21 protein-coding genes are annotated in these 20,469 nt (G+C 68.5%); 15 read left to right on the top strand and 6 right to left on the bottom strand.

Annotation, left to right across the window (positions count from 1 at the left end; genetic code table 11):
* The first annotated feature begins 44 nt into the window (after positions 1 to 44).
* Together ACXC9Q_RS16350 and ACXC9Q_RS16345 are read left to right on the top strand one after the other, a co-directional pair.
* Positions 45 to 1,373 carry a GNAT family N-acetyltransferase gene (locus ACXC9Q_RS16350; protein WP_457057355.1) on the top strand — a complete coding sequence of 443 codons (1,329 nt, stop codon included), beginning with the start codon at positions 45 to 47 and terminating at the stop codon, positions 1,371 to 1,373.
* A gap of 108 nt (positions 1,374 to 1,481) precedes the next feature.
* Complete coding sequence (locus ACXC9Q_RS16345) at positions 1,482 to 2,462, top strand: FKBP-type peptidyl-prolyl cis-trans isomerase (protein ID WP_457057354.1); 981 nt, start codon at positions 1,482 to 1,484, stop codon at positions 2,460 to 2,462.
* A 118-nt stretch (positions 2,463 to 2,580) separates the two neighbouring features.
* Here the strand turns inward: ACXC9Q_RS16345 and ACXC9Q_RS16340 are convergent, their stop codons facing one another.
* Together ACXC9Q_RS16340 and ACXC9Q_RS16335 are read right to left on the bottom strand one after the other, a co-directional pair.
* Positions 2,581 to 3,027, bottom strand: coding sequence for a hypothetical protein (locus ACXC9Q_RS16340; RefSeq protein WP_457057353.1), 447 nt, complete (start codon positions 3,025 to 3,027; stop codon positions 2,581 to 2,583).
* A gap of 131 nt (positions 3,028 to 3,158) precedes the next feature.
* Entirely contained in the window at positions 3,159 to 4,232 is a 1,074-nt protein-coding gene (locus tag ACXC9Q_RS16335; protein WP_457057352.1) for a DUF3866 family protein, read from the bottom strand.
* 109 nt (positions 4,233 to 4,341) lie between these two features.
* On the opposite strand from ACXC9Q_RS16335, the gene ACXC9Q_RS16330 reads away from it, so the two are divergent.
* Complete coding sequence (locus ACXC9Q_RS16330) at positions 4,342 to 5,295, top strand: helix-turn-helix transcriptional regulator (protein ID WP_457057351.1); 954 nt, start codon at positions 4,342 to 4,344, stop codon at positions 5,293 to 5,295.
* Positions 5,292 to 6,263: a helix-turn-helix transcriptional regulator gene (locus ACXC9Q_RS16325; RefSeq protein ID WP_457057350.1), complete on the top strand. Its 972-nt coding sequence runs from the start codon at positions 5,292 to 5,294 to the stop codon at positions 6,261 to 6,263. The genes ACXC9Q_RS16330 and ACXC9Q_RS16325 overlap by 4 nt, the downstream gene beginning before the upstream one ends.
* Here ACXC9Q_RS16325 and ACXC9Q_RS16320 read toward each other — a convergent pair.
* Positions 6,260 to 7,450, bottom strand: a complete 1,191-nt coding sequence (locus tag ACXC9Q_RS16320; protein WP_457057349.1) for a winged helix DNA-binding domain-containing protein — start codon at positions 7,448 to 7,450, stop codon at positions 6,260 to 6,262. The two genes, ACXC9Q_RS16325 and ACXC9Q_RS16320, sit on opposite strands and share 4 nt — an antisense overlap.
* Positions 7,451 to 7,603: 153 nt before the next feature.
* Here ACXC9Q_RS16320 and ACXC9Q_RS16315 point away from each other — a divergent pair, with 153 nt between their 5' ends.
* From ACXC9Q_RS16315 to ACXC9Q_RS16295, 5 genes are all read left to right on the top strand, one after another.
* Positions 7,604 to 7,795: a hypothetical protein gene (locus ACXC9Q_RS16315; RefSeq protein ID WP_457057348.1), complete on the top strand. Its 192-nt coding sequence runs from the start codon at positions 7,604 to 7,606 to the stop codon at positions 7,793 to 7,795.
* A 59-nt stretch (positions 7,796 to 7,854) separates the two neighbouring features.
* Positions 7,855 to 8,148 (top strand): twin-arginine translocase TatA/TatE family subunit, encoded by a 294-nt coding sequence (locus tag ACXC9Q_RS16310; RefSeq protein ID WP_328519027.1) that lies wholly within the window; start codon positions 7,855 to 7,857, stop codon positions 8,146 to 8,148.
* A gap of 84 nt (positions 8,149 to 8,232) precedes the next feature.
* Positions 8,233 to 8,988: a twin-arginine translocase subunit TatC gene (gene tatC, locus ACXC9Q_RS16305; protein WP_457057347.1), complete on the top strand. Its 756-nt coding sequence runs from the start codon at positions 8,233 to 8,235 to the stop codon at positions 8,986 to 8,988.
* Complete coding sequence (locus ACXC9Q_RS16300; protein WP_457057346.1) at positions 8,988 to 9,860, top strand: diacylglycerol/lipid kinase family protein; 873 nt, start codon at positions 8,988 to 8,990, stop codon at positions 9,858 to 9,860. The genes tatC and ACXC9Q_RS16300 overlap by 1 nt, the downstream gene beginning before the upstream one ends.
* 108 nt (positions 9,861 to 9,968) lie before the next feature.
* On the top strand, positions 9,969 to 10,805 hold the full coding sequence (locus ACXC9Q_RS16295; RefSeq protein ID WP_457057345.1) for a chitosanase: 837 nt from the start codon (positions 9,969 to 9,971) through the stop codon (positions 10,803 to 10,805).
* Between the two features lie 142 nt (positions 10,806 to 10,947).
* Here the strand turns inward: ACXC9Q_RS16295 and ACXC9Q_RS16290 are convergent, their stop codons facing one another.
* Complete coding sequence (locus tag ACXC9Q_RS16290) at positions 10,948 to 11,421, bottom strand: MarR family winged helix-turn-helix transcriptional regulator (protein ID WP_457057344.1); 474 nt, start codon at positions 11,419 to 11,421, stop codon at positions 10,948 to 10,950.
* 87 nt (positions 11,422 to 11,508) lie between these two features.
* Here ACXC9Q_RS16290 and ACXC9Q_RS16285 point away from each other — a divergent pair, with 87 nt between their 5' ends.
* The 3 genes from ACXC9Q_RS16285 to ACXC9Q_RS16275 all read left to right on the top strand — a co-directional run bounded on the left by ACXC9Q_RS16285 (position 11,509) and on the right by ACXC9Q_RS16275 (position 16,639).
* Complete coding sequence (locus tag ACXC9Q_RS16285) at positions 11,509 to 12,399, top strand: alpha/beta hydrolase (protein WP_457057343.1); 891 nt, start codon at positions 11,509 to 11,511, stop codon at positions 12,397 to 12,399.
* A gap of 90 nt (positions 12,400 to 12,489) precedes the next feature.
* Positions 12,490 to 15,303: a DEAD/DEAH box helicase gene (locus tag ACXC9Q_RS16280; protein ID WP_457057342.1), complete on the top strand. Its 2,814-nt coding sequence runs from the start codon at positions 12,490 to 12,492 to the stop codon at positions 15,301 to 15,303.
* A gap of 67 nt (positions 15,304 to 15,370) precedes the next feature.
* Positions 15,371 to 16,639 (top strand): serine hydrolase domain-containing protein, encoded by a 1,269-nt coding sequence (locus ACXC9Q_RS16275; protein ID WP_457057341.1) that lies wholly within the window; start codon positions 15,371 to 15,373, stop codon positions 16,637 to 16,639.
* Here the strand turns inward: ACXC9Q_RS16275 and ACXC9Q_RS16270 are convergent.
* Positions 16,636 to 17,100, bottom strand: coding sequence for a MarR family winged helix-turn-helix transcriptional regulator (locus tag ACXC9Q_RS16270; protein ID WP_457057340.1), 465 nt, complete (start codon positions 17,098 to 17,100; stop codon positions 16,636 to 16,638). The two genes, ACXC9Q_RS16275 and ACXC9Q_RS16270, sit on opposite strands and share 4 nt — an antisense overlap.
* Before the next feature lie 64 nt (positions 17,101 to 17,164).
* Here ACXC9Q_RS16270 and ACXC9Q_RS16265 point away from each other — a divergent pair, with 64 nt between their 5' ends.
* On the top strand, positions 17,165 to 17,536 hold the full coding sequence (locus ACXC9Q_RS16265; RefSeq protein WP_457057339.1) for a cupin domain-containing protein: 372 nt from the start codon (positions 17,165 to 17,167) through the stop codon (positions 17,534 to 17,536).
* Between the two features lies 1 nt (position 17,537).
* On the opposite strand, the gene ACXC9Q_RS16260 is transcribed toward ACXC9Q_RS16265, so the two are convergent.
* The gene (locus tag ACXC9Q_RS16260) at positions 17,538 to 18,824 is read right to left on the bottom strand and encodes a glycoside hydrolase domain-containing protein (RefSeq protein WP_457057338.1); all 1,287 of its coding nucleotides are present in this window, start codon (positions 18,822 to 18,824) and stop codon (positions 17,538 to 17,540) included.
* Positions 18,825 to 18,929: 105 nt separating this feature from the next.
* Here ACXC9Q_RS16260 and ACXC9Q_RS16255 point away from each other — a divergent pair, with 105 nt between their 5' ends.
* Both ACXC9Q_RS16255 and ACXC9Q_RS16250 read left to right on the top strand, forming a co-directional pair.
* The gene (locus tag ACXC9Q_RS16255; RefSeq protein ID WP_328519040.1) at positions 18,930 to 19,403 is read left to right on the top strand and encodes a GyrI-like domain-containing protein; all 474 of its coding nucleotides are present in this window, start codon (positions 18,930 to 18,932) and stop codon (positions 19,401 to 19,403) included.
* The gene (locus tag ACXC9Q_RS16250) at positions 19,404 to 20,459 is read left to right on the top strand and encodes a DUF5937 family protein (protein WP_457057337.1); all 1,056 of its coding nucleotides are present in this window, start codon (positions 19,404 to 19,406) and stop codon (positions 20,457 to 20,459) included.
* Positions 20,460 to 20,469 lie beyond the last annotated feature (10 nt).

Genomic DNA, 20,469 nt, shown 5'->3' with positions numbered 1-20,469 from the left:
CTAAATCACGTGTCCGGTCGGCGGCTGCGGCGTAGAACATCCGCATGGCGATCGAGATCCGGCCGGTCACCCCGGCCGAGACCAGGGAGTACCTGCGCGTCCTGCCGTACGTGAACGGCCTGCCCCAGGAGGAGCCCGAACCATCCGCCTGGTACGCCGGTCACGCTGCCTGGCCACCGCAGGTCCCCGCGACCGAGGAGATGCTGGACCGGTACGTCGACGAGGCGCAGAGCGACTGGTTCCGTCCGCAGGCCGCATTCGTGGACGGCAAGATCGCCGGAGGGTCGGCGATCGTGTCGGTCCAGGTCACTCTGCCCGGCGGGCGCCAGGTTCCGCTCGGCGGTGTCACGTCCACCGCGATGCTGCCGACGTACCGGCGGCGCGGGCTGTTGCGGAAGATCATGACCGCGATGCTGGACGACTGCCGGCAGCGTGGTGAGTTCCTGGCCGGGCTGAGTGCGAGTGAGGGCACGATCTACGGCCGGTACGGGTTCGCTCCGGCGACGTTCCAGCACCGGTGGGAGGTTCGTCGTACCGACGCCGTCTTCCGTGCGGACTTCGCTGACCCGGGCTCACTCGAGTTGGTGGACGGTTCGGTCGCCGCCGGCGTTTGGCCGATCTTGCACGAGCAGGTGCGGGCTGTGCGAGTGGGGGAGATCAGTCCGCTGCCCGGCAAGTGGGACGGCCTCGCGACGAGTGGTCTGCCCGCGGACGGCTCCGGACCGGCGCATCACCTCGTGCATCGCGACCCCAGTGGTGATGTCGATGGTGCGGCGGTGTTCCGGCTGCCATGGTCGCCGGACCCTGAGCAGGTCGGCGTACTGCAGGTCGAGGCGTTTGAAGCGCTCACCTTGGATGCCTACCGGGCGTTGTGGGGACTACTGCTCGACTTCGACCTCACCAAGCGGGTTGTAGCTGCCAGGCGCCCGGTCGACGAACCACTGCGCTGGATGCTGACCAATCCCAGGGCGCTGAAGCTCACGCGGACACGTGACAACCTCTGGCTGCGGATCCTCGACGTACGAGAAGCACTGGAGGCTCGCACGTACGCCGCCAGTGGTTCGCTGATCCTGGACGTGTCGGACGACCTGTGCGGGTGGAACGCCGGGCGATGGCGGTTGGACGCGTCGCCGGAGGGAGCTGCCTGCTCGCCGGCTGCGGAGCCAGCAGACATCAGCCTGAGCGTGAACGAATTGGGTTCGCTGTACCTCGGCGGGGTCCGCGCGAGCGAGTTGGCCCACGCCGGGCGGATCGGTGAACACCGCACCGGGGGTGTAGGCCCTGCTGGACACTCTGTTGCGACCGGACCGTGCACCGCACAACGCAGTCGGCTTCTGAGCGCTGTGACTGTACGTGGTGTGATGCAACGGTGACTCGGGCGGCCGGTGGCACGGTTGGACGTGCAGGCTAGGGTGGGCGGCGTTGTTGCCCCTGAGTCGAGCGGCGCGGAGCGCGTCGGGATGTATCGAGGTGCTGGTTTCGTGCGCAAGTTGTTGAGTCTGGTCGCGGTTGCGGCGCTGGGGGCGTCCCTGGTGGCCTGCGGCTCCGATGGTAAGTCCGATTTCGGGGCGGGCGGGGTCAAGGTGACCTCGGACTTCGGTCAGAAGCCAACCGTCACCCACCGCGAAGGTGACCCGGACAAGACCCTGGTGACCGAGGTGCTCAAGGAGGGCGACGGGCCGGAGGTCAAGAAGGGTGAGCTGCTCACCGCGAACTACCTCGGCCAGATCTGGCGCGACGGCAAGGTCTTCGACAACTCCTACGACCGCGGTGCGCCGTCGTCGTTCCCGATCGGGGTCGGCGGGGTCATCTCCGGCTGGGACGAGGGCCTGGTCGGGAAGAAGATCGGCAGCCGCGTGATGCTGTCCATCCCCTCCGACAAGGGCTACAAGTCGACCGGCAACGAGCAGGCCGGCATCAAGGGTGACGACACGCTGATCTTCGTCGTCGATCTGGTCGGTGCGTCCGCCAACGACACTCCGCTGGACGCGAGCGAGGTTCCCCCGTCGACGCCGACCAAGATCACGGTCAGCGGCCCGCTGAACGCCGAGCCGAAGGTGACGGTCGCGGCCGGCACCAAGCCGCCGGCGAAGCCGGGCAAGCCGGTCGTGTTCGCGCTCGGCAAGGGCAAGCCGATCGAGAAGGGCAGCCAGCTGATCGGCCGGTACGTCGTGTACGACTACACCGGTAAGAAGCAGGCCAGCACCTGGGACGGTCAGCCCGCCGCCAACGGCCAGCCCGCACAGCCGGGTGCGCCGACCGACCAGCTCCAGGTGGGCCCCGGCCCGTCCGGCCAGACGGGTGCGCTCGACGGTCTCGCCGGCATCCCGATCGGCAGCCGCGTCCTGGTCGAGCTCCCGCCGTCGAAGGACCAGGCAGGCAAGGCGATCAACGCCTTCGCGGTCATCGACATCCTGAACGCCTTCCCAGCCCCCAAGCAGCAGCCGCAGCCGGGCCAGTAAATCCGGCCTTCGGCCGGGCAGTGGGGGTTGCTTCCCGGCCCCCAGCAGCAGCCGGGCCACTAGTACAAGCGTTCCGAGGGCCGGTCTCCCAAATCGGGGGACCGGCCTTCGGCTTGGGTCAGCGGTGGAACCAGCGGGCGGTCTGGGGATGAAGGGTGAAGGCCAAGGCGGTCAGGACCGCGGTGAGGTGAACCCAGCGGAGGACGGCGATGGTGAAGAAGGTGGCGGACCAGTCGACGGTGGACAGGTCGCCGTTCTGGATCAGCCAGCCGATCGGTTCGGACACCAGTGACGCGACCCCGACCGTGCCCAGTAGGCCGGCCACCAGATAGCGGGACCACCTCACCCCACGCCGGAAGTAGTGGTCGATCACCACGAACAGCGCGCCGTAGATCACCGCACGTACGGCGATCTGACTCGCGAGCGACGACGTCGAAGCGCCATCGCCGTACGCGTGGATCACCTGGACCACAGTCTCCGCGACGCCCGCGCCCACGGCGACGAGCCAGAGGGACGTGGCCCAGCGAGCGGTGAGTGGGGCTCCCGCAGGAGCAATGGTTGCCATGCTTCCAGCGTCGCCGCAGAAGCCGTCCGGATCAGGAGTACTGCGACCACACTCCAGGTGGACCTACATCCACCGATCAGCCGCGCTCCAGCCCCCATGATCCGGCGTAGGGAAGCTCGCCGCGGTGATGATCACGGCACGTCCACCAGACCGGCCGCGTGCCGGCCGGCCGCGGCGGCGGCTTCGAAGTAGGCGCGGTCGCCATCGAGGTCGCGGCCCATGGTGGACAACTTCACCGGTGCGGCCCGCATGGCCTCGTACAACCCGTCCACTCCGACCCGCACGACCCGGTGCCTGGCCTTGAGCGGCTCCGCTGCGTCCCGTACGGCGTCGCCGAAGTCGCCCGGCAGATCGGGTACGACGACATCCGCCGGCTGCAACGCGACCCGGCCGTACGCGGTCAGACTGTGGTGCGAGATCCCCCGGTGCCGTGGTCGCGGATCAGCCTCCGAGATCCGCAGCGACGCCACCGCCCGCCCACCCAGCGTGCCGACCGCGTTGACCGCCTCGCCCGACTGCACACCCGAGAACCCCCAGCGAGTCCCCGTCCCGAGGTTGCCCGGCCCCTGCGTCAGTACGACGAGCTCCGCCGACAACACGTGTACGGCGGTCAACAGCCCGGTGTGAACCGTCACCGCCTCACGATCCCCGCCGTACGCCTGTCCGACGGTCACTGTCCCGCTGAGCCAGCCACTGTCCCGCAGCGACGCCACGGTCCGCGAGAACGCGAGTGGTAGCGCCCCACCGTCGGTCATGACATACACAACCCGGGTCGTCGGCCGAGCCTCATAGACACCCGCCAGTACAGCGGGCAGCGCGGAGTGCAGGTCCGCCACGACGACCGGCGTACGGAACAGGTCGTCCGCATCCCGCAGTACGTCGTGATCCGGCGAGTCCTGCTCGTCCGCACCCATCACCATCGCCTGCAGCGGCGTGTACCGCGCCTTGACCAGGTGACCGTGCTCCGGCGGGTCGGCAGGCAGCCGGTCCGGTACGGCGACCACCAGCGCGTATCCGCCCGTCCCGAGCCCGCGATCGAGCGCACCGACGTTCAGCAACACCCGGTCGCCGGGGACCGGCGTACCCACCAGGTCCGGGTAGGCCAGCGCGCGCACAGGCTGCGCACCGACCATCACAGTCAGCTCAACCGCACCGGTCCAGCTCCGCCCGATCTCACGCACCACTCCGTCGCGCCACCGAATCACAGGGCGACACTAGCGGGATCCTGGACCTCCACCGGCGGGTCGAACCCGTGTTCGAAGGTTTCGGTGCGGCAGGGCGGGTTTTGACGCTCGAAGGCCGTAAGGTGGTCGGGTGTCGGCGCGGAAGAGTGAGCGACTGCTCAATGTGGTCATCTGCCTGCTGGTCGCGCGCACCTATGTGACCAAGGAACGCATCCGCGAGGTGGTCGAGGGGTACGCGGGCCAGACCGACGACGCCTTCGAGAAGATGTTCGAGCGGGACAAGGACGAGCTGCGCGACCTCGGCATCCCGATCGAGATCGGCACCATCGACAAGTTCTTCTCGGACGAGGTCGGCTACCGGATCCGCCGGGACGTGTTCGAGCTGCCCGAGGTGCACCTGGAGCCGGACGAGGCCGCCGTACTGGGGGTCGCCGCCCGGGTTTGGCAGCACGCCAGCCTGGCCGAGGCGACCACATCGGCGGTCCTGAAGCTGAAGGCCGCCGGGATCCAGACCGACCAGTCCGCTCTGAGCGCGATCGAGCCGCATGTCGGTGCGTCGGAGCCGGCCTTCGACCCACTGTGGTCGGCTGTGGTGAGCCGGACCGCCGTGCGCTTCCAGCACCTGCGCAGTGGCGCATCCGAGCCGACCACGCGGACCCTGGAGCCCTGGGGCATCGTGTCCTGGCACGGCCGCTGGTACGTCGTCGGCCGCGACCGGGATCGCCAGGCCACACGGATGTTCCGGATGTCGCGGATCGGCGGAGACGTGAAGACGGTCGGTGCGCCGGCCGCGTTCACCGTGCCGGAGGGCACGGACCTGCGTTCGCTGGTGTCCGAGCTGGCGCCGCCGCGGCCGACGTCCGAGGCGAAGGTCCGGGCCCGCACCGGGTCCTGTGTGAGCCTGCGCCGCCGCGCCAACGCGATCGAGCCGTACGAGGAGGGCTGGGACCTGCTGCACGTCCCGTACGCCGACTCCGGCGTCCTCGCCGAGGAGATCGCGTCGTACGGCCCGGATGCCGTGGTCGAGGGACCCGGGGACGTGCTGGATGGTGTTTTGTGGCGGCTTCGGACGGTGGCCGGATGAGCAATGCCCGTGACCAGGTGCAGCGGTTGCTCGCACTGGTGCCGTATCTCCGTGAGAACGACGGTGCTCGCGTCGACGACGTGGCGGCGGAGTTCGGCGTACGGCCGAAGCAGATCATCGCCGACCTGAAGGTGCTGTGGTTCTGCGGGCTGCCCGGGGCGCAGATGGGCGATCTGATCGAGATCGACATCGAGGCGGCCGAGGGCGACGGCGTCATCCACATCAACAACGCGGACTACCTGGCCCGTCCGCTGCGGCTGGCCGCGGACGAGGCGCTGGCGCTCCTGACCGCACTGCGCACCCTGCGCGAGGTGACGGCCGGGCATGACCGGGAGGCAGTCGACCGGGCGATCGGCAAGCTGGAGCGTGCCGCGGGGGAGGCCGCGGCGGCCAGCGAGGGCGCGGCGGCCCACGTGCACGTCGAGCCGGCCGCGCCGGAGATCGCCGAGACGGTCAATCGCGGCCTGGCCGCGCAGCGCCGCCTGCATCTCACGTACGACGTCCCGTCGCGGGACGAGACCACCGAGCGGGATGTGGACCCGATGCGCCTGGTCGTGTCGGACGGCCGGACCTATCTCGAGGCCTGGTGCCGGCTGGCCGAGGACGTCCGGCTGTTCCGCCTGGACCGCATCGCCGCCGTCAAACTCCTCGACCTCCCCAGCGAACCGCCGCCCGAGGCCACCCCGCGCGATCTGTCGAACGGCATGTTCCAGCCGTCCGAGCGCGACCTCCTGGCGACCGTCCGGCTGGCGCCCCCGGCCCGCTGGGTCGCCGAGTACTACCCCAACGAGTCCGTCGAGGAAGGCCCCGACAACTCACTGATCGTCAAGCTCCGCGTCGCCGACACCGCCTGGCTCCAGCGCCTCGTCCTCCGCCTGGGCGGCGCCGCCACAGTCCTGGACCCACCCGACCTCACCACCCAGATCGCCGCCACCGCCCGCGAAGCCCTCTCCGCGTACGACGATTAGCCCTGGCTGAGCTGTTTCTCCAGGGGGGCTCGGAAGCGCGGAGTGACCCGGACGCCGGCGAGCCAGGTGGTCCAGCGGTCCGCTTCGGCTTCGATCAGGGCTGTGGCCTCGCGGCCGACGTCCTCCAGCAACTGGTAGCGGACCTCGCCGGTTTCTGGCTGGCCCCAGCCGCCGACGATGCGGCCGTCCGCCCAGATGGTCGGGCCGATGTTGCCGGTGGTGTCGAAGAGCTTGGCCTTGTGGTTACCCAGGTACCAAGCGCGCTCCTTCCAGCCCATCGGCGTCGGGTCGAGCGCAGGCAGGAACGCGACCCACGGCTCCGTCGGAACCTCCGGCGCCTCGTCACCCGGCAGCACATAGCCGACCTGTCCGTCCAGGTCGACCGGGACCGCCTCGACCGCGGTCAGGGCCTTCTTCGTCTGACCGGCCGTCCAGCCGGCCCACCACTGCAGGTCCGCCGCCGTACCCGGGCCGAACGACGACAACCACGCCCGCGCCAGCGTCATCCGTGCCTCGTCCGCCGTCGGCCTGTCAACCAGCCTGTCCGGCAGCCAGTCCTCGGCCGGCGACCAGTGGTGCTGACCACTCAGCCACGTCCCCAGCGGGCGCCCACGCACGATCCGTCCCTCGGCCGACAGCTGGAACAACACCCGGCTCGTCACGTACGGCTGAGCGGCGTACGCCTTGCCCTCGGCCATGCTCAGCCGGGTCCGCAGCCGCGGCTCGTCCGCGGCCAGCTCCTGTGCGGTCGCCGATCCACGCAACGCCAGCGCGGTCGCCGTCGACTCCTCGACCGCCCGCAGCCACTTCCCGGACGCCTCCGGATCGCCCCCCACCCCGGCCTCGGTGAGGTGTTTCACCAGCAACTTCCGCTGCTTGACCGCGATGTCGTCCGTGCACGCCGCCTGCACGATCGGCGCGAACGGAGTCGGTACGACGAACACCGTCCGGCGCATGCCGAGCATCCGGATCAACACCCGGTCGTCGTAGAGCGCGCGCTCCGTGCCCGCGACGTCACTCCCCGGAACCCGCGCCGCCACACTCAGGTGGACCGTCGCCGGGTCGGTGGCGTGCAAAGCGACCAGCGCCGCGGCCGCCTCGACCGGATCCGCCGCCCGGCAGTCCGGCCCGAGCCGGTGCCGCCGCCCGAGCCGCGCCCGCCGCTCGTCCACCCCGATCCGAAACATCCGCAACCCCTCGCTCACCGAATACCTACCGACCCCAAGCCACGCGGCGTACTCCGCAGACACACGGTTTTACCATCACGTTCCGACACCGTTGTCCGCTCAGACTCCCCGCAGGGCGTGGGCGATGGACGACGACCGGCTAGGCTCCTGGGTATGTACTGGTTCCTGCTCTTCCTCGCGGTGCTGGCGGTGTGGCTTCTGGTCCTCGCCTTGCTGGCGAGGAAGGTATGGGGCCAGGCCAAGGCGCTGACGCGTGAGTTGGTCGCCGCCCAGTCCAAGCTGGACGCCGCACAGTCCGCGGCCGGGTCTGGACAGACCCGCCAGGATGAGCACGCTCCGGCGTAGTATCGGCCCACGTTCTCACGCTTGAGCCACGAGAAGAAGTTTGTGAAAGGGAGATCGACATGGCACCGCTCCTCGGTATGCCCCAAGGCGCAGAGTGGCTCGTCATCCTCGCGATCGTCGTGCTGCTGTTCGGTTCGGCCAAGCTGCCGGCCCTGGTGAAGCAGCTCGGCAAGTCGAAGAAGATCTGGGAGGAAGAGGTCGGCCCCAAGAAGAAGGAGCCGGAGCTCACCGAAGGCACCCAGCAGGTCCAGGCGCCGACCCAGCAGGCGGCCCCGCAGGCCCAGCCAGCCCAGCAGCCGAACCAGGTGAACGGTCAGGGCGACGGCCTGCCGCCCACCCACACGGCCAACTGAGCCGAGCACCCGCCGGTGTCAATGGTGAGGATCGGACGGCGTAAAGAGAAGAAAGAGCGCCGCCCGAAGGACGACGAGGGTCGGATGACCCTGCGCGAGCACATTGTCGAGCTTCGCAACCGGTTGCTCATCAGCGTGCTCGCGATCGTGGTGTGCACTGTGCTCGGCTGGATCTTCTACGACGAAGCGTTCAGGTTCCTGACCCAGCCCTTCCACACCAGCGTCGGCGACCTGGCCCGGGAGCAGGGCAAGGAGCCGATCCTCACGTTCCCCGGCGTCGGCGACGCGCTGACGTTCCGGATCAAGATCTCCGCGCTGTTCGGCCTGGTGCTCGCCAGTCCGGTCTGGCTGTACCAGCTCTGGGCGTTCGTCGCGCCGGGCTTGCACCGCAACGAGCGCAAGTGGGCCTACATCTTCTCCGGGATCGCGGCGCCACTGTTCGCCACCGGTATGGCGGTGGCCTACTGGACGCTGCCGAAGGGCATCGCGATCCTGATCAGCTTCACACCGCTGGACATCCAGAACCTGATCGAGCTGCCGACGTACCTGGACTTCGTCATCCGGACGATGCTGGTGTTCGGCGTCGCGTTCCTGATCCCGCTGGTCGTCGTGCTGCTGAACATGGTCGGCGTGGTGCCGGCCAAGGCGCTCAGCAAGTTCCGGCCGTACATCATCCTGGTGATCTTCGTGTTCGCCGCTGTCGCGACGCCGTCCGGTGACCCGTTCACGATGTGCCTGCTGGCGATCCCGATGTGCCTGCTGTTCTTCGCCGCCGAGGTGATCTCGCGCTTCAACGACAAGCGCCGCGCGAGGCACTCAGAGGAACTCCTGGCCGACTGATGAGTAGGCGTATCGCGCTGGTGGTGAATCCGACCGCCGGCAGGGGCCTTGGTGCCCGGGTCGCTCCGGTCGTTCGCGAACGGCTCGCCGCGGCCGGCCTGAGCGTCGACGTGTTCGCCACCAGTTGCGCCGAGGACGTGGGCCGGATCTCCGCTGAGGTGGTCGCGTCCGGCGCGGACGGGGTCGCGCTGATCGGTGGCGACGGCACGATCCACCTCGGCGCCCAGGTGCTGGCCAAGTCCGGGATGCCGTTCGGCGTGATCCCGGCCGGCACCGGGAACGACTTCGCCCGCGGGATCGGCGTACCGCTGAAGGATCCGGCCGCGGCGGCCGACCTGATCGTGGCCGGCAAGACCCGGACGATCGACCTCGCGGTGGCGAAGGACGAGTACATCACCACGGTCGTGGCCGGCGGCTTCGACTCCCTGGTGAACCGGCGAGCCAACGCGATGAGCTGGCCGAAGGGCAACTCGCGCTACACGGTCGCGACCCTGGCCGAGTTGCGCACGTTCAAGCCACTCGAGTACGTCGTGACCGTCGACGGCGAGGTGATCGAGACCAAGGCCATGCTGGTCGCGGTCGGCACCGGACCGACGTACGGCGGGGGACTGCAGATCTGCGCCGGCGCCGAGATCGACGACGGCCTGCTCGACGTCACGATCATCCAGCCGGTGTCGCGGTTCACACTGCTGCAGATGTTCCCGAAGCTGTCCAAGGGCACCCACGTCGGCCACCCGATGCTGCGGACCTTCCGCGGCCGCTCGGTCCGGCTCGAGTCGCCCGGCATCACGGCGTACGGCGACGGCGAGGTGCTCGGGCCGCTCCCGGTCGACATCACCATCGCCCCCGGCGCCCTCACCGTGTTCGCCTGAGACAGAACCTTCACACTCCGAATCTCCCTCACCTCTGGTCGTGCTGAGATTGCTCTGATAGGAAAGCTTCCTAACAGTTCATCTCTCGGACGCCCACCGGAGGAGATCGTGCCGAACCGCCCCACTCGCAGGACCACACTCCTGCTCGGACTGACCCTCGCGGCCGCCCCGGCGACCGCCCTCGCCGCCACCCGCTACGCGCCGCACGCCGACGCCGCGACCGGTGGTGTCACCGCGACCGGCCTCGACGATCCCGCGAAGAAGGAGATCGCGATGCAGATCGTCTGCAGCGCGGAGAACTCCTCGCTGGACTGGAAGGCGCAGTACAAGTACATCGAGGACATCGACGACGGCCGCGGCTACACAGCCGGCATCATCGGCTTCTGCTCCGGGACCGGAGACATGCTCGAGCTGGTCCAGTTGTACGCCGACCGCAAGTCGGGCAACGTGTTGCAGAAGTATCTGCCGGCCCTGCGCCGGGTGAACGGCAGTGACTCGCACTCCGGCCTGGACCCGAACTACACCAGGGACTGGAAGACCGCCGCCAAGGACACCGTCTTCCAGCAGTGCCAGAACGATGAGCGTGACCGCGTCTACTTCAACCCGGCGGTGTCGCAGGGGAAGTCCGACGGCCTACGCACTCTCGGCCAGTTCTGCTACTACGACGCGATCGTCATGCACGGGCCCGGCAGTGACGCCACCAGCTTCGGCGGAATCCGGAGTCGTGCCCTGAGGACGGCCAAGCCGCCGTCGCAGGGTGGAAACGAGACGACCTACCTCAACGCCTTCCTTGACGCGCGTGTCTGGGCTATGAAGCAGGAAGAGGCACACAGCGACACCAGTCGCGTCGACACCGCACAGCGCGTCTTCCTCCGCAACGGCAACTTCGACCTGAACACTCCGCTCGACTGGAAGGTCTACGGCGACCCGTACCACATCAGTTGATCCCTCCGGACCCGCAGCCGGACTCCCACCGACCACCAGGGGAGGGAGTTCGGCTGTGTCACGTCCGCGGCTGTTTCCCGTACGCGGCCAGGAAAATCCGTACGCCGGCCCGCACCAGGTGCTCGACCGATCCGAGTGAGGGTCAGCGCTCGGGTGCCGTCGTGGGCTCGGTGCGGTCGGTCCGGTGGTCGGCCTCGGCGCGTTGCCGGAGCATCGACAGGGAGGTAGCCAGCTCGGTCAGGACCTTGGCAGGCAGGACCGAGCCCAGCCAGATGTTGAGCTCTGCCTCGACAGTCGGTGCCGCTGCGGCGAGCAGCCGCTCGCCTTCCGGGGTCAGCTCGACCAGGGAGGAGCGGCGGTCGTGCGGGTTCGCCGTACGGCGGCAGCGGCCGGCGGACTCGAGTCGGTCGACGGCCTTGCTGGTCGCGCCGACCGTGATCGCGATGTCGTGCGCCAGGTCGTAGACCCGGGCGTTCCCGCGGGCCGCGATGACACGGAGGAACTCGAACTGGCCGAGCGGGAGACCGTGCTCGGCCTTCAGCCGGGCGTCGAGCACGTTGTAGAGCCGCGTTTCCAGCCGGACCAGGTCCGTGAACAACGACGTGAGATCAGTCACAGCCAGATCCTGACGATCACGGAATTGGATTCCTCGGAATGTAGTTAGGGGGAACTATATTCCTCGGAATCTATCAGGAGGCGGACGATGAGTCAGGACCAACGAGCCACCGCACGCGGCATGATCTCCAAGGGCGACCCGTCCCGGTCGCCGGCCCAGCAGCGGGATGACTTCGACGCGGTGTTCGGGGCTCTCCCGCTCGGTGACGACGTCACGCTCGAGCCGCGCTCGCTCGGCGGTGTCCCGGCGCTGGACGTGAAGGTCGCCGGGGCCGACGGGGACGGCGTGATCCTGTACCTGCACGGCGGGGGCTACGTGATCGGGTCGGCGCGGACCGGGGCCAATCTCGCCGCTCCGCTGGCCCGTCGCACCGGCCTGCAGGCGGTGTCGCTGGACTATCGCCTGGCGCCGGAGGCCGCCTTCCCGGCGGCGGTCGACGATGCGCTGGCGGCGTACAAGGAACTTCTCGAGGGCGGCCGCGAGATCTTCGTCGCGGGCGACTCCGCGGGCGGTGGGCTGGCGCTCGCCCTGGTACTGGCGGCACGCCAGGAGGGCCTGCCGTTGCCGGCCGCGGTCGTCGTGTTCTCGCCCTGGGCCGACCTGACGCTGTCCGGTGCGAGCATGGACACCCGGGGTGACTTCGACCCACTGTTCAGCCGTGCGCACATGGAGGCGTACGCCGACCACTACCTCGCCGGCCACGACCCGAAGGACGAGTTGGCGAGTCCGCTGCTCGCGGACCTGACCGGACTGCCGCCGCTGCTGATCCAGGTCGGTACGGCGGAGGTCCTGCTGGACGACTCGCTAGGGCTCGCGGCCCGCGCCGCGGAGCACGAGGTCGACGTCAGCCTGGACGTCGTAGCGGGCGCGCCGCACGTGTATCAGTACAACGTCGGCCTCATGGACGAGGCCGACGGCGCGCTCACCCGGGCCGCCGCATGGCTGACCCAGCGTGGCTTTGGGGGTGGCGTCGCATAGATTGGGGCCTGTGAGCGAGCGGAGCGAGGTCACCATCCAGCACAGCGCATCTCGTGTCTCATCCGCGCCCGGAGCGAAGCGAGGACGTGGATGAGCAATCCGTCCGAGAAGTACGCCGTGTTTCGCTCGGACCAGGAGCATCCCGCCGTGAAGGAGTTCCGGGCGCTCTATGACTTCGAACTGGACGAGTTCCAGCTCCGCGCCTGCGCCGCCCTCGAGGACGGTCACCAGGTGCTCGTGGCCGCGCCCACCGGCTCCGGGAAGACGCTGGTCGGCGAGTTCGCCGTCCACCTGGCACTGCAGCGCGGGCAGAAGTGCTTCTACACCACCCCGATCAAGGCTCTGAGCAACCAGAAGTACGCCGACCTGGTCAGCCGCTACGGCAGCGACAAGGTCGGCCTGCTCACCGGAGACAACTCGGTCAACTCCGAGGCCCCGATCGTCGTGATGACGACCGAGGTCCTGCGGAACATGCTGTACGCCGGTTCCAGCACCCTGCTCGGTCTCTCGTACGTCGTGATGGACGAAGTGCACTACCTGGCCGACCGCGCTCGTGGCGCGGTGTGGGAGGAGGTGCTGATCCACCTGCAGGAATCGGTCTCGGTGGTGTCGTTGTCGGCGACCGTGAGCAATGCCGAGGAGTTCGGCGACTGGCTGGAGACCGTCCGCGGCAACACCGTCGTCGTCCTGGAGGAGAAGCGGCCGGTGCCGCTGTTCCAGCACGTGATGGTGGGCAAGCGGCTGCACGACCTGTTCGCTGGTGAGGCGCCGACCGCAAGGGTCGGCGCACCCGCGAAGGCCAAGTCCGGCAACCCGGCGAAGGCCAACCAGGTCGACCTGAAGGACCTGGTCAACCCGCAGCTGGTCCGGATCGCCCGCGACGACAACCGGATCTTCCGCGACGACTCGCGCAAACCCCGCCGGCGCCGGGATCTCCCGAAGGGCCGCCCGCAGCGGTCCCATTTCACGCCGTACCGGTCCGATGTGGTCGAGGAGCTGGACGGCGGCGCGCTGCTGCCGGCGATCTACTTCATCTTCTCCCGCAAGGGCTGTGAGGACGCGATGATCCAGTGCCTGCGGTCGGGCCTGCGGCTGACCAAGCCGTCCGAGCGGGACGAGATCAAGCGGGTCCTGGCCGAGCGCACCGCGGACCTGCCGGACGAGGACCTCGGCGTGCTCGGTTACCACGACTTCGCCGAGGCGCTCAGCCGCGGCATCGCGGCCCACCACGCGGGCATGCTCGCCGCGTTCAAGGAGGTCGTCGAGGAGCTGTTCGCGCGCGGCCTGATCAAGGTCGTGTTCGCCACCGAGACGCTTGCCCTGGGCATCAACATGCCGGCGCGCACCGTCGTACTCGAGAAGCTGAGCAAGTGGAACGGCGAGGCGCACGTCGACATCACCCCGGGGGAGTACACCCAGCTGACCGGCCGGGCCGGACGCCGTGGCATCGACGTCGAGGGTCACGCGGTCGTGCTGTGGCAACCAGGCTTCGACCCACGCGCCGTCGCCGGTCTGGCGAGCACCCGTACGTATCCGCTCCGCTCGTCGTTCTCCCCGTCGTACAACATGGCCGTCAACCTGGTCCGCCAGGTCGGGCGGACCAGGGCCCGCGACATGCTGGAGCTGTCGTTCGCGCAGTTCCAGTCCGACCAGGCCGTGGTCGGGCTGGCCCGGCAGGTGCAGCGCAACACCGAGGCGCTCGAGGGCTACAAGGAGTCCATCGACTGCCACCTCGGCGACTTCCTCGAGTACGCCGAACTACGCCGGCGGATCGGTGAGCGGGAGGCGTCGGGCTCGAAGCGGCGCAAGCTCGATCGCCGGGTCGAGGCGCAGGAGTCGATCGAGAAGCTGCGGATCGGCGACGTCATCCGGATCCCGGCCGGCCGCAGTGCGGGCTGGGCGCTCGTCCTCGATCCGGGGATGCGCTCGGAGCGCGAAGGTCCGCGGCCGACCGTGCTGACGCTGGACCGGCAGGTCCGGAAGCTGTCGATGATCGACTTCCCGACGCCGGTCGAGGCGATCAGCAGCCTGCGGATCCCGAAGAAGTTCAACCCACGCAACCCGCAGCAGCGGCGTGAGCTCGCGCAGGTACTGCGGAACCACACGGACATGCTCGGCGAGGACGGGCCGCCGTCGCGCACCCGCGGCCGGGACGTGGTCAGTCACGCCGACGACCCGGAGTTGCAGGAGATGCGGGCACAGTTGCGCGCGCATCCGTGCCACGGCTGCTCGGATCGCGAGGACCACGCCCGCTGGGCCGAGCGGTACTTCCGGCTCGACCGGGAGAACCGCGAGGTGCAGCGCAAGATCGAGCAGCGGACGAACACCATCGCCCGCCAGTTCGACCGGGTCTGCCAGGTCCTCGACGCGCTGCACTATTTGGACGGCGACAAGACCACCGAGGCCGGCGACCGGCTGTCGCGGATCTACACCGAGCTCGACCTGGTCGCGGCTGAGTGCCTGCGGCAAGGAGTTTTCGACGACCTCACCGTGCCCGAGCTCGCGGCGTGTCTTGCCGCGCTGGTGTACGAGGCGCGGTCGAAGGACGAGCCGACGTCACCACGGTTGCCGCGTGGCGACGTACGCGTGGCGTTGGAGAAGATGGGTGGGATCTGGCGCGACCTGTCCGCGCTGGAGCGGGACATGCGGGTGGACTTCCTGCGGTCGATGGACCTCGGCTTCTGCTGGCCGGCGTTCCGGTGGGCGTCGGGTGCCTCGCTGGCCGAGGTGCTCTACGAGTCCGACCTGGCTGCCGGCGATTTCGTTCGTTGGGTGAAGCAACTGATCGACCTGACCGAGCAGGTTGCGGACGCGGCCGGACCGACCCCGTTGCGATCCACCGCGCGAGCCGTGGTCGACGAGATCCGTCGTGGTGTCATCTCGTACGCATCGATGATCGATTAGACCCCTGCGGTGAGAGACTCCTTCAGCAGTACCCCCCTGCCCTGAAGACCTGAAGGAGAACACGTCCGTGGAGTTGTCGCGCCGGAATCTCGGCAAGCTAGCCATCGCCACCGGCGCGGTCGCCGCCGTCGGCACCGGAGCAGGAACGGCCCTGAGTCGCTCCGCCGATGCCGCCGCGACCTGGAAGACCACCGGGACCGCTGTATCGGCCTTGGCCGGTTTCGACAGTCAGATGAAGACGTTCATGCAGGCGCGCGGCGTGACGGCCGGCCAGCTTGCGGTGACCTACAAGGGCCGCCTGGTGCTTGCCCGCGGCTACAGCACGTCGACCGCGCTGACCGTCAACCCGACCTCGCTGTTCCGGATCGCGAGCCTGACGAAGTCGTTCACCGCGGCCGCGATCGTGAAGCTCGTGCAGGACGGCAAGCTGAGCCTGTCGACGCCTGTCGGCAACATCATCTCGATCACGCCGCCGACCGGTCAGACCAAGGACACCCGCTGGTCCGCGGTCACGATCAAGCGGCTGCTGCAGCACCTCGGCGGCTGGGACCGCGATATCTCGGGCGACCCGGAGTGGGAGGATGCGGTGATCTCCCGGGCTCTGGGTGTCCCGATGGAACTGCACCCCGCCGACGTGATCAAGTACGAGGCCGGCCGGAAGCTCGACTACGCCCCGGGCACCAAGTACGCGTACTCCAACTTCGGGTACACGCTCGCCGGCCGGGTGATCGAGAAGGGGAGCGGCCTGAGCTACCCCGCCTATGTGCAGCAGAAGTTGCTCACCCCGTTGAAGATCACGCGGATGGCGCAGGGCTACTCGATCGCGAAGCACTCCGGTGAGGTGCCGTACGAGTCGCAGTACACCGGGAAGACCGTGCTGAACATGTCGGGTGCCACCGTGCCCGCGCCGTACGGGTCCTTCAGCATGCGCATCCAGGATGCCAACGGCGGCTGGATCGCGAGCGCTCCGGACCTGGTCCGGTGGGCGAAGATGTTCGACACGTCGTCGAGCGTGCTGAACACGGCGTCGCTGAACAGCATTTGGGCGAAGCCCGAGACCGGCCTGAACTCCGACGGTTCGTACTACGGCCTCGGCTGGCAGGTGCGCCCGACGACGGGCGGCACCGGGCGCAACACCTGGCACACCGGCAGCATGCCGGGGACCTTCACCATCATGGTCCGGACCTACAACGGGATGAGCTGGGCGGCGCTGTTCAACCGCCGCGACGACGCCAGCGGCAAGTCGTACGGCGACATCGACGCGGCGCTGTGGACCGCCGCCAACGGCGTGAAGAGCTGGCCGACGAACGACCAGTTCCCGAAGTACTTCGCTTAGAACATCAACGCGCGGAAGTGCGGCGTACTGATCTGGGCCTCGCCGGCCATCTCGGTCAGTACGCCGCGCACCGTGTCGATCGCCTCGTCGCCGAAGCGCCTGCGGAGCTTGCGTTCGTAGGCCTGGTGGAACTTCCGGGCCGCCTGGAGTGCTGCCTCACCTCGTGCGGTGAGCTGCAGCAGCCGGGCCCGGGCGTCGGTGGGGTCGGGCCGGCGCTCTACGTACCCCCGGCGCTCCATGTCGTCGACGATCTGGCTCGCGCCCTGCTTGGTGATCTCCAGCCGCTCGGCCAGTCCGCTGATCGTGGTCGGCCCGGCGCTCAGCGTGCGCAGCACGAACCCGTCCGACCGGCCCTGGTCGTCGTACCCCTGCTCGGCCGTCGCCTGGCGGAGTGAACGGACGAACTCCTGGTCCGCCAGCAGCAACAAGATCCCGAAATCCGGCTTGCCCGATCGCGTCATGCACGCCATGATAGTCAAGCTGGCTTGGTCAAGTCAGCTTGACTATCTGGAGTGGGGGAAACACATGCACGTCATTCGCGCGGCCGAGGCGCCGCGGTTCGAGTTGCACGGCGTCGAGTTCACCGGGCTGGCAGCACCTAGCCGTGGCTCCGCCGGTCTGTGCACCTGGAAGCTCACGGTCGATCCCGGGCACGGCGGCGGTGAGCCGCACACGCTCGACCGGGACGAGGTGTTCATGGTGCTGACCGGCACGGTGCAGATCACGGCCGACGGCGACAAGCTCGGTCCCGGCGACGCTGTCGTCGTACCCGCCGGCCAGCCGATCGCGCTCACCAACCTGGGCGAGGGCAAGGCCGAGCTGTACGTCGCCATCACCGCGGGCTTCACCGGCACGATGGCAGACGGCACGCAGATCCAGCCGCCCTGGGCTCAGTGACTCAGCAGCGGCGGATCGGCGCGGTGTAGGTCGTGTTGCTCGCTGTGGCGACGTAGTAGTCGGTGACGTACGAGCCGTCGCTCAGACGGTTCCAGACCGAGGTCGTGCCGACCTTGGTTCCGGGCAGCTGGCAGGTGATCCAGGCCAGTGACCCGGCAGGCAACAGGCCTGGGTAGGTTGCGAACGACGTACCCGGGCCGTGTCGCCGGCTCAGGCCGTTGATGGTGGTCTGGAAGGGGAAGGTGCAGCCGGGGAGGGGTGCGCTGTAGCCGGGCTTGCTCGGTGTCCTGGTGTAGTAGTCCGTGATGTAGGTGCCGTCGATCAGCTTGTTCCAGACGATGGTGGTGCCGATCTTCGGGCCGAAGGTCTGGCACACGATGCGGACCTTGGCGTTCGCGGGGATCGTCGTCCTGACCGGGTAGGCGGTCGAGGGGCCGCTGTAGCCGTGGATGGTCGTCCTGACGGTGTAGCTGTACGAGACGCTCGCGACCGGCGCGTCGAACCGGTCGTTGTCGATGTTGAGCGTCACACCGCCGTACGTCTCGGTGTGGTCGCCCCGGTACTGCTTGCCGCGCTGTCCGACCGCCCAAAAGGTGTTGGGGACAGTCGGCCAGCCGGTGAGCGAGCTGCTGAGGTCCCAGCGTGCGATCCACAGTGCATCCGGTCGCGCGTACGACGTGGAGTTGTAAGCGGCGGCCAGGTCCGGTGCACCCGAGTTCTGATGCCCGTAGACGCCGGACAGGTATCGCTGTAGGTGCAGTTCCTTGGTCCACGCGGACAGGTAGTGCAGTACGGCGGAACGGCAGACGGCGTTCGTGTTGTCGTAGTGCTCCATGTCGTTGTAGATCGCACTGCCCGGCAGGATGCCCAATGCCCTGGCCTTGGCGACCGCGTCGTCTGCGTCCCGCACCGCTTCTCGGTTGGAGGATGCCGTCGACATCTTGTATCTCCGGGTACCGCAGGGTGCCTGAAGACCCAGATAGATCGGGACCAGCCGCCACCCCATCGCCGTGACGGCTGTGACCCAGCCGGCGGTGAGCTGTGGCTGGGCACAGCTGCGGTTGACTCCGCCGATGTAGATGCCGACCGCCTTGTACGGCGATGCCTTCCATGCGGTCATCTGCGCGAGGGTGGGCGCCGTACACGTGTCGAACGCCAGCCCGGTGAACCGCGTCGCGGTAGTCCCGGCGTTGTAGGTGAGCGGTGTGGTCGGCTCGGCCAGAGCAGGCGTCGACGGACCTAGCACCAACGTGGCAACAGCAACTACGGCAACCTTGACCTTGAACATGGCGGCCACCCCCCTGTCTCAGTAGACCCTCAGTCACCCACCTCGGCAAGCCTGTGCCATCCAGCAGGCGTTAGGTTGAGTCCATTGCCGAGTTGGGAGGATCGCATGCCGGAGATCGTGGAAGTGGGGGAGCGGCCGTACGTCGCGCTGCGGGGCAAGGTCGCGATGGACGGGATCGCGGCGTTCGCGGACCGGATGCGCGAGGTCATCGACTGGCTCGCCGCGCACGAGATCGCGCCGAACGACGCGCCGTTCTTCAAGTACGACGTGGTCGACATGGAGGCCGGGCTGGTGATGGAGATCGGGTTCCCGGTCGACGACCTGCACCATGGCGAGGGTGAGATCGTCACCGGCGTACTCCCGGCCGGCCGCTACGCGAGCGTGAACTACCACGGCCACCCGGACGGCCTGCTCGACGCCACTCGCGATCTGCTCGCCTGGGCCTCCGCTGAGGGGCTGGAGTGGGACGCTGTCGGTGACAACTGGACCGCCCGCTTGGAGATCTACAAGTCCGACCCGCGCGAAGTCCCTGACATGGCCGATTGGGACACCGAACTCCAGTTCAAGCTGAAGGACTAGGTGCCGACAGTTCTCGCGGGGCTGAGCCGGCTCGACCCCGAGCGGATCCGGCACGTCGCGTCGCCATTGATCGAGCTGGGCTGCGCGTTGCATGTGCTGGCCGAGCCCCGGCATCACGGGCGGGTTGAGTGGGCGGCTGCGGTGCGGATGCCCGCCGTACTGCGGTCGGAGTTGTCGCAGTGGACGTGGACTGTGCGGGCTGTGCGGGCTCGGTTCTTTGCGACCACTGCTGCGACTGGAGTGCCTTCTTGGGAGGACGAGCTACGTGCTCTGCGTGCGCGTTCTCCAGCGGAGTTGGCTGCTGAGCTGGTGCGGCCGCTGCGGGGGCGTCCATTGAGCTCTCGGACCACTGATACGGACGCCGTACTGCATTGGGCTCGCAGCCGGGGCCGATCCGTCGCTGGTCTGGTTGAGGCGTTGCTGACTGATCCTGCTGAGCCGGTACGTCGGTTCGTTGATCTGCTGGATGCTTGTTGGGTCGAGTGGTTCGCTCCGGTGTGGGAGGAATCGCAGGAGGCGCTGGCGGCGCGGGGCCGGCAGGACCGGGATCTGGCGGTGCGGGACGGCGTGGGGGCGATGCTGCGGTCGCTCGACGGCTCGATCGACGTACGCGACGCGGACAGCGTGGTGGTGCAGAAGGTGCAGAGCAAGCGCGTCGATGTGGCTGCGCGATCCGTTTTGCTTGTCCCGAGCAACTACATTGCGCCGCATCTCTTCCTGGGTGAGATTCCCGGTGAACCGCTCACGATCATCTATCCCGTCGGCGGTCGTGGGATCGTCGTACCTACCGCTCATCAAGTCCGCGCCCGGTTGGAAGCGCTCGCCGCCCCCGACCGCCTGCAGGTCTGCCGGGCCGTCGCCAGCGAACCCCGCACTGCCGGCGAGATCGCCGCCTTGTGGGGCCTCCACCCCACCCAAGTCACCCGCCATCTCCGAGCCCTCACCCGAGCCGGCCTGGTAACCGCCGAACGCCAAGGCCGCTTCGTCGCCTACCGCCTGGACGAAACCGCCCTCACCACCCTCGGCACCGACCTCCTCACCCTCATCATGCGGTGATCCCCCTCCC

Source organism: Kribbella sp. CWNU-51 (assembly GCF_054073265.1).
This window is presented reverse-complemented; position numbering and strand designations above follow the sequence as displayed.

What these genes read in the sequence shown, in the direction of transcription:
- ACXC9Q_RS16350 (WP_457057355.1), top strand. Translation starts at nt 45, where the DNA reads ATGGCGATCGAGATCCGGCCGGTCACCCCGGCCGAGACCAGGGAGTAC.
- ACXC9Q_RS16340 (WP_457057353.1), bottom strand. Translation starts at nt 3,027, where the DNA reads ATGGCAACCATTGCTCCTGCGGGAGCCCCACTCACCGCTCGCTGGGCC.
- ACXC9Q_RS16325 (WP_457057350.1), top strand. Translation starts at nt 5,292, where the DNA reads ATGAGCAATGCCCGTGACCAGGTGCAGCGGTTGCTCGCACTGGTGCCG.
- ACXC9Q_RS16320 (WP_457057349.1), bottom strand. Translation starts at nt 7,450, where the DNA reads ATGTTTCGGATCGGGGTGGACGAGCGGCGGGCGCGGCTCGGGCGGCGG.
- ACXC9Q_RS16315 (WP_457057348.1), top strand. Translation starts at nt 7,604, where the DNA reads ATGTACTGGTTCCTGCTCTTCCTCGCGGTGCTGGCGGTGTGGCTTCTG.
- ACXC9Q_RS16310 (WP_328519027.1), top strand. Translation starts at nt 7,855, where the DNA reads ATGGCACCGCTCCTCGGTATGCCCCAAGGCGCAGAGTGGCTCGTCATC.
- tatC (WP_457057347.1), top strand. Translation starts at nt 8,233, where the DNA reads ATGACCCTGCGCGAGCACATTGTCGAGCTTCGCAACCGGTTGCTCATC.
- ACXC9Q_RS16300 (WP_457057346.1), top strand. Translation starts at nt 8,988, where the DNA reads ATGAGTAGGCGTATCGCGCTGGTGGTGAATCCGACCGCCGGCAGGGGC.
- ACXC9Q_RS16285 (WP_457057343.1), top strand. Translation starts at nt 11,509, where the DNA reads ATGAGTCAGGACCAACGAGCCACCGCACGCGGCATGATCTCCAAGGGC.
- ACXC9Q_RS16280 (WP_457057342.1), top strand. Translation starts at nt 12,490, where the DNA reads ATGAGCAATCCGTCCGAGAAGTACGCCGTGTTTCGCTCGGACCAGGAG.
- ACXC9Q_RS16270 (WP_457057340.1), bottom strand. Translation starts at nt 17,100, where the DNA reads ATGACGCGATCGGGCAAGCCGGATTTCGGGATCTTGTTGCTGCTGGCG.
- ACXC9Q_RS16265 (WP_457057339.1), top strand. Translation starts at nt 17,165, where the DNA reads ATGCACGTCATTCGCGCGGCCGAGGCGCCGCGGTTCGAGTTGCACGGC.
- ACXC9Q_RS16260 (WP_457057338.1), bottom strand. Translation starts at nt 18,824, where the DNA reads ATGTTCAAGGTCAAGGTTGCCGTAGTTGCTGTTGCCACGTTGGTGCTA.
- ACXC9Q_RS16255 (WP_328519040.1), top strand. Translation starts at nt 18,930, where the DNA reads ATGCCGGAGATCGTGGAAGTGGGGGAGCGGCCGTACGTCGCGCTGCGG.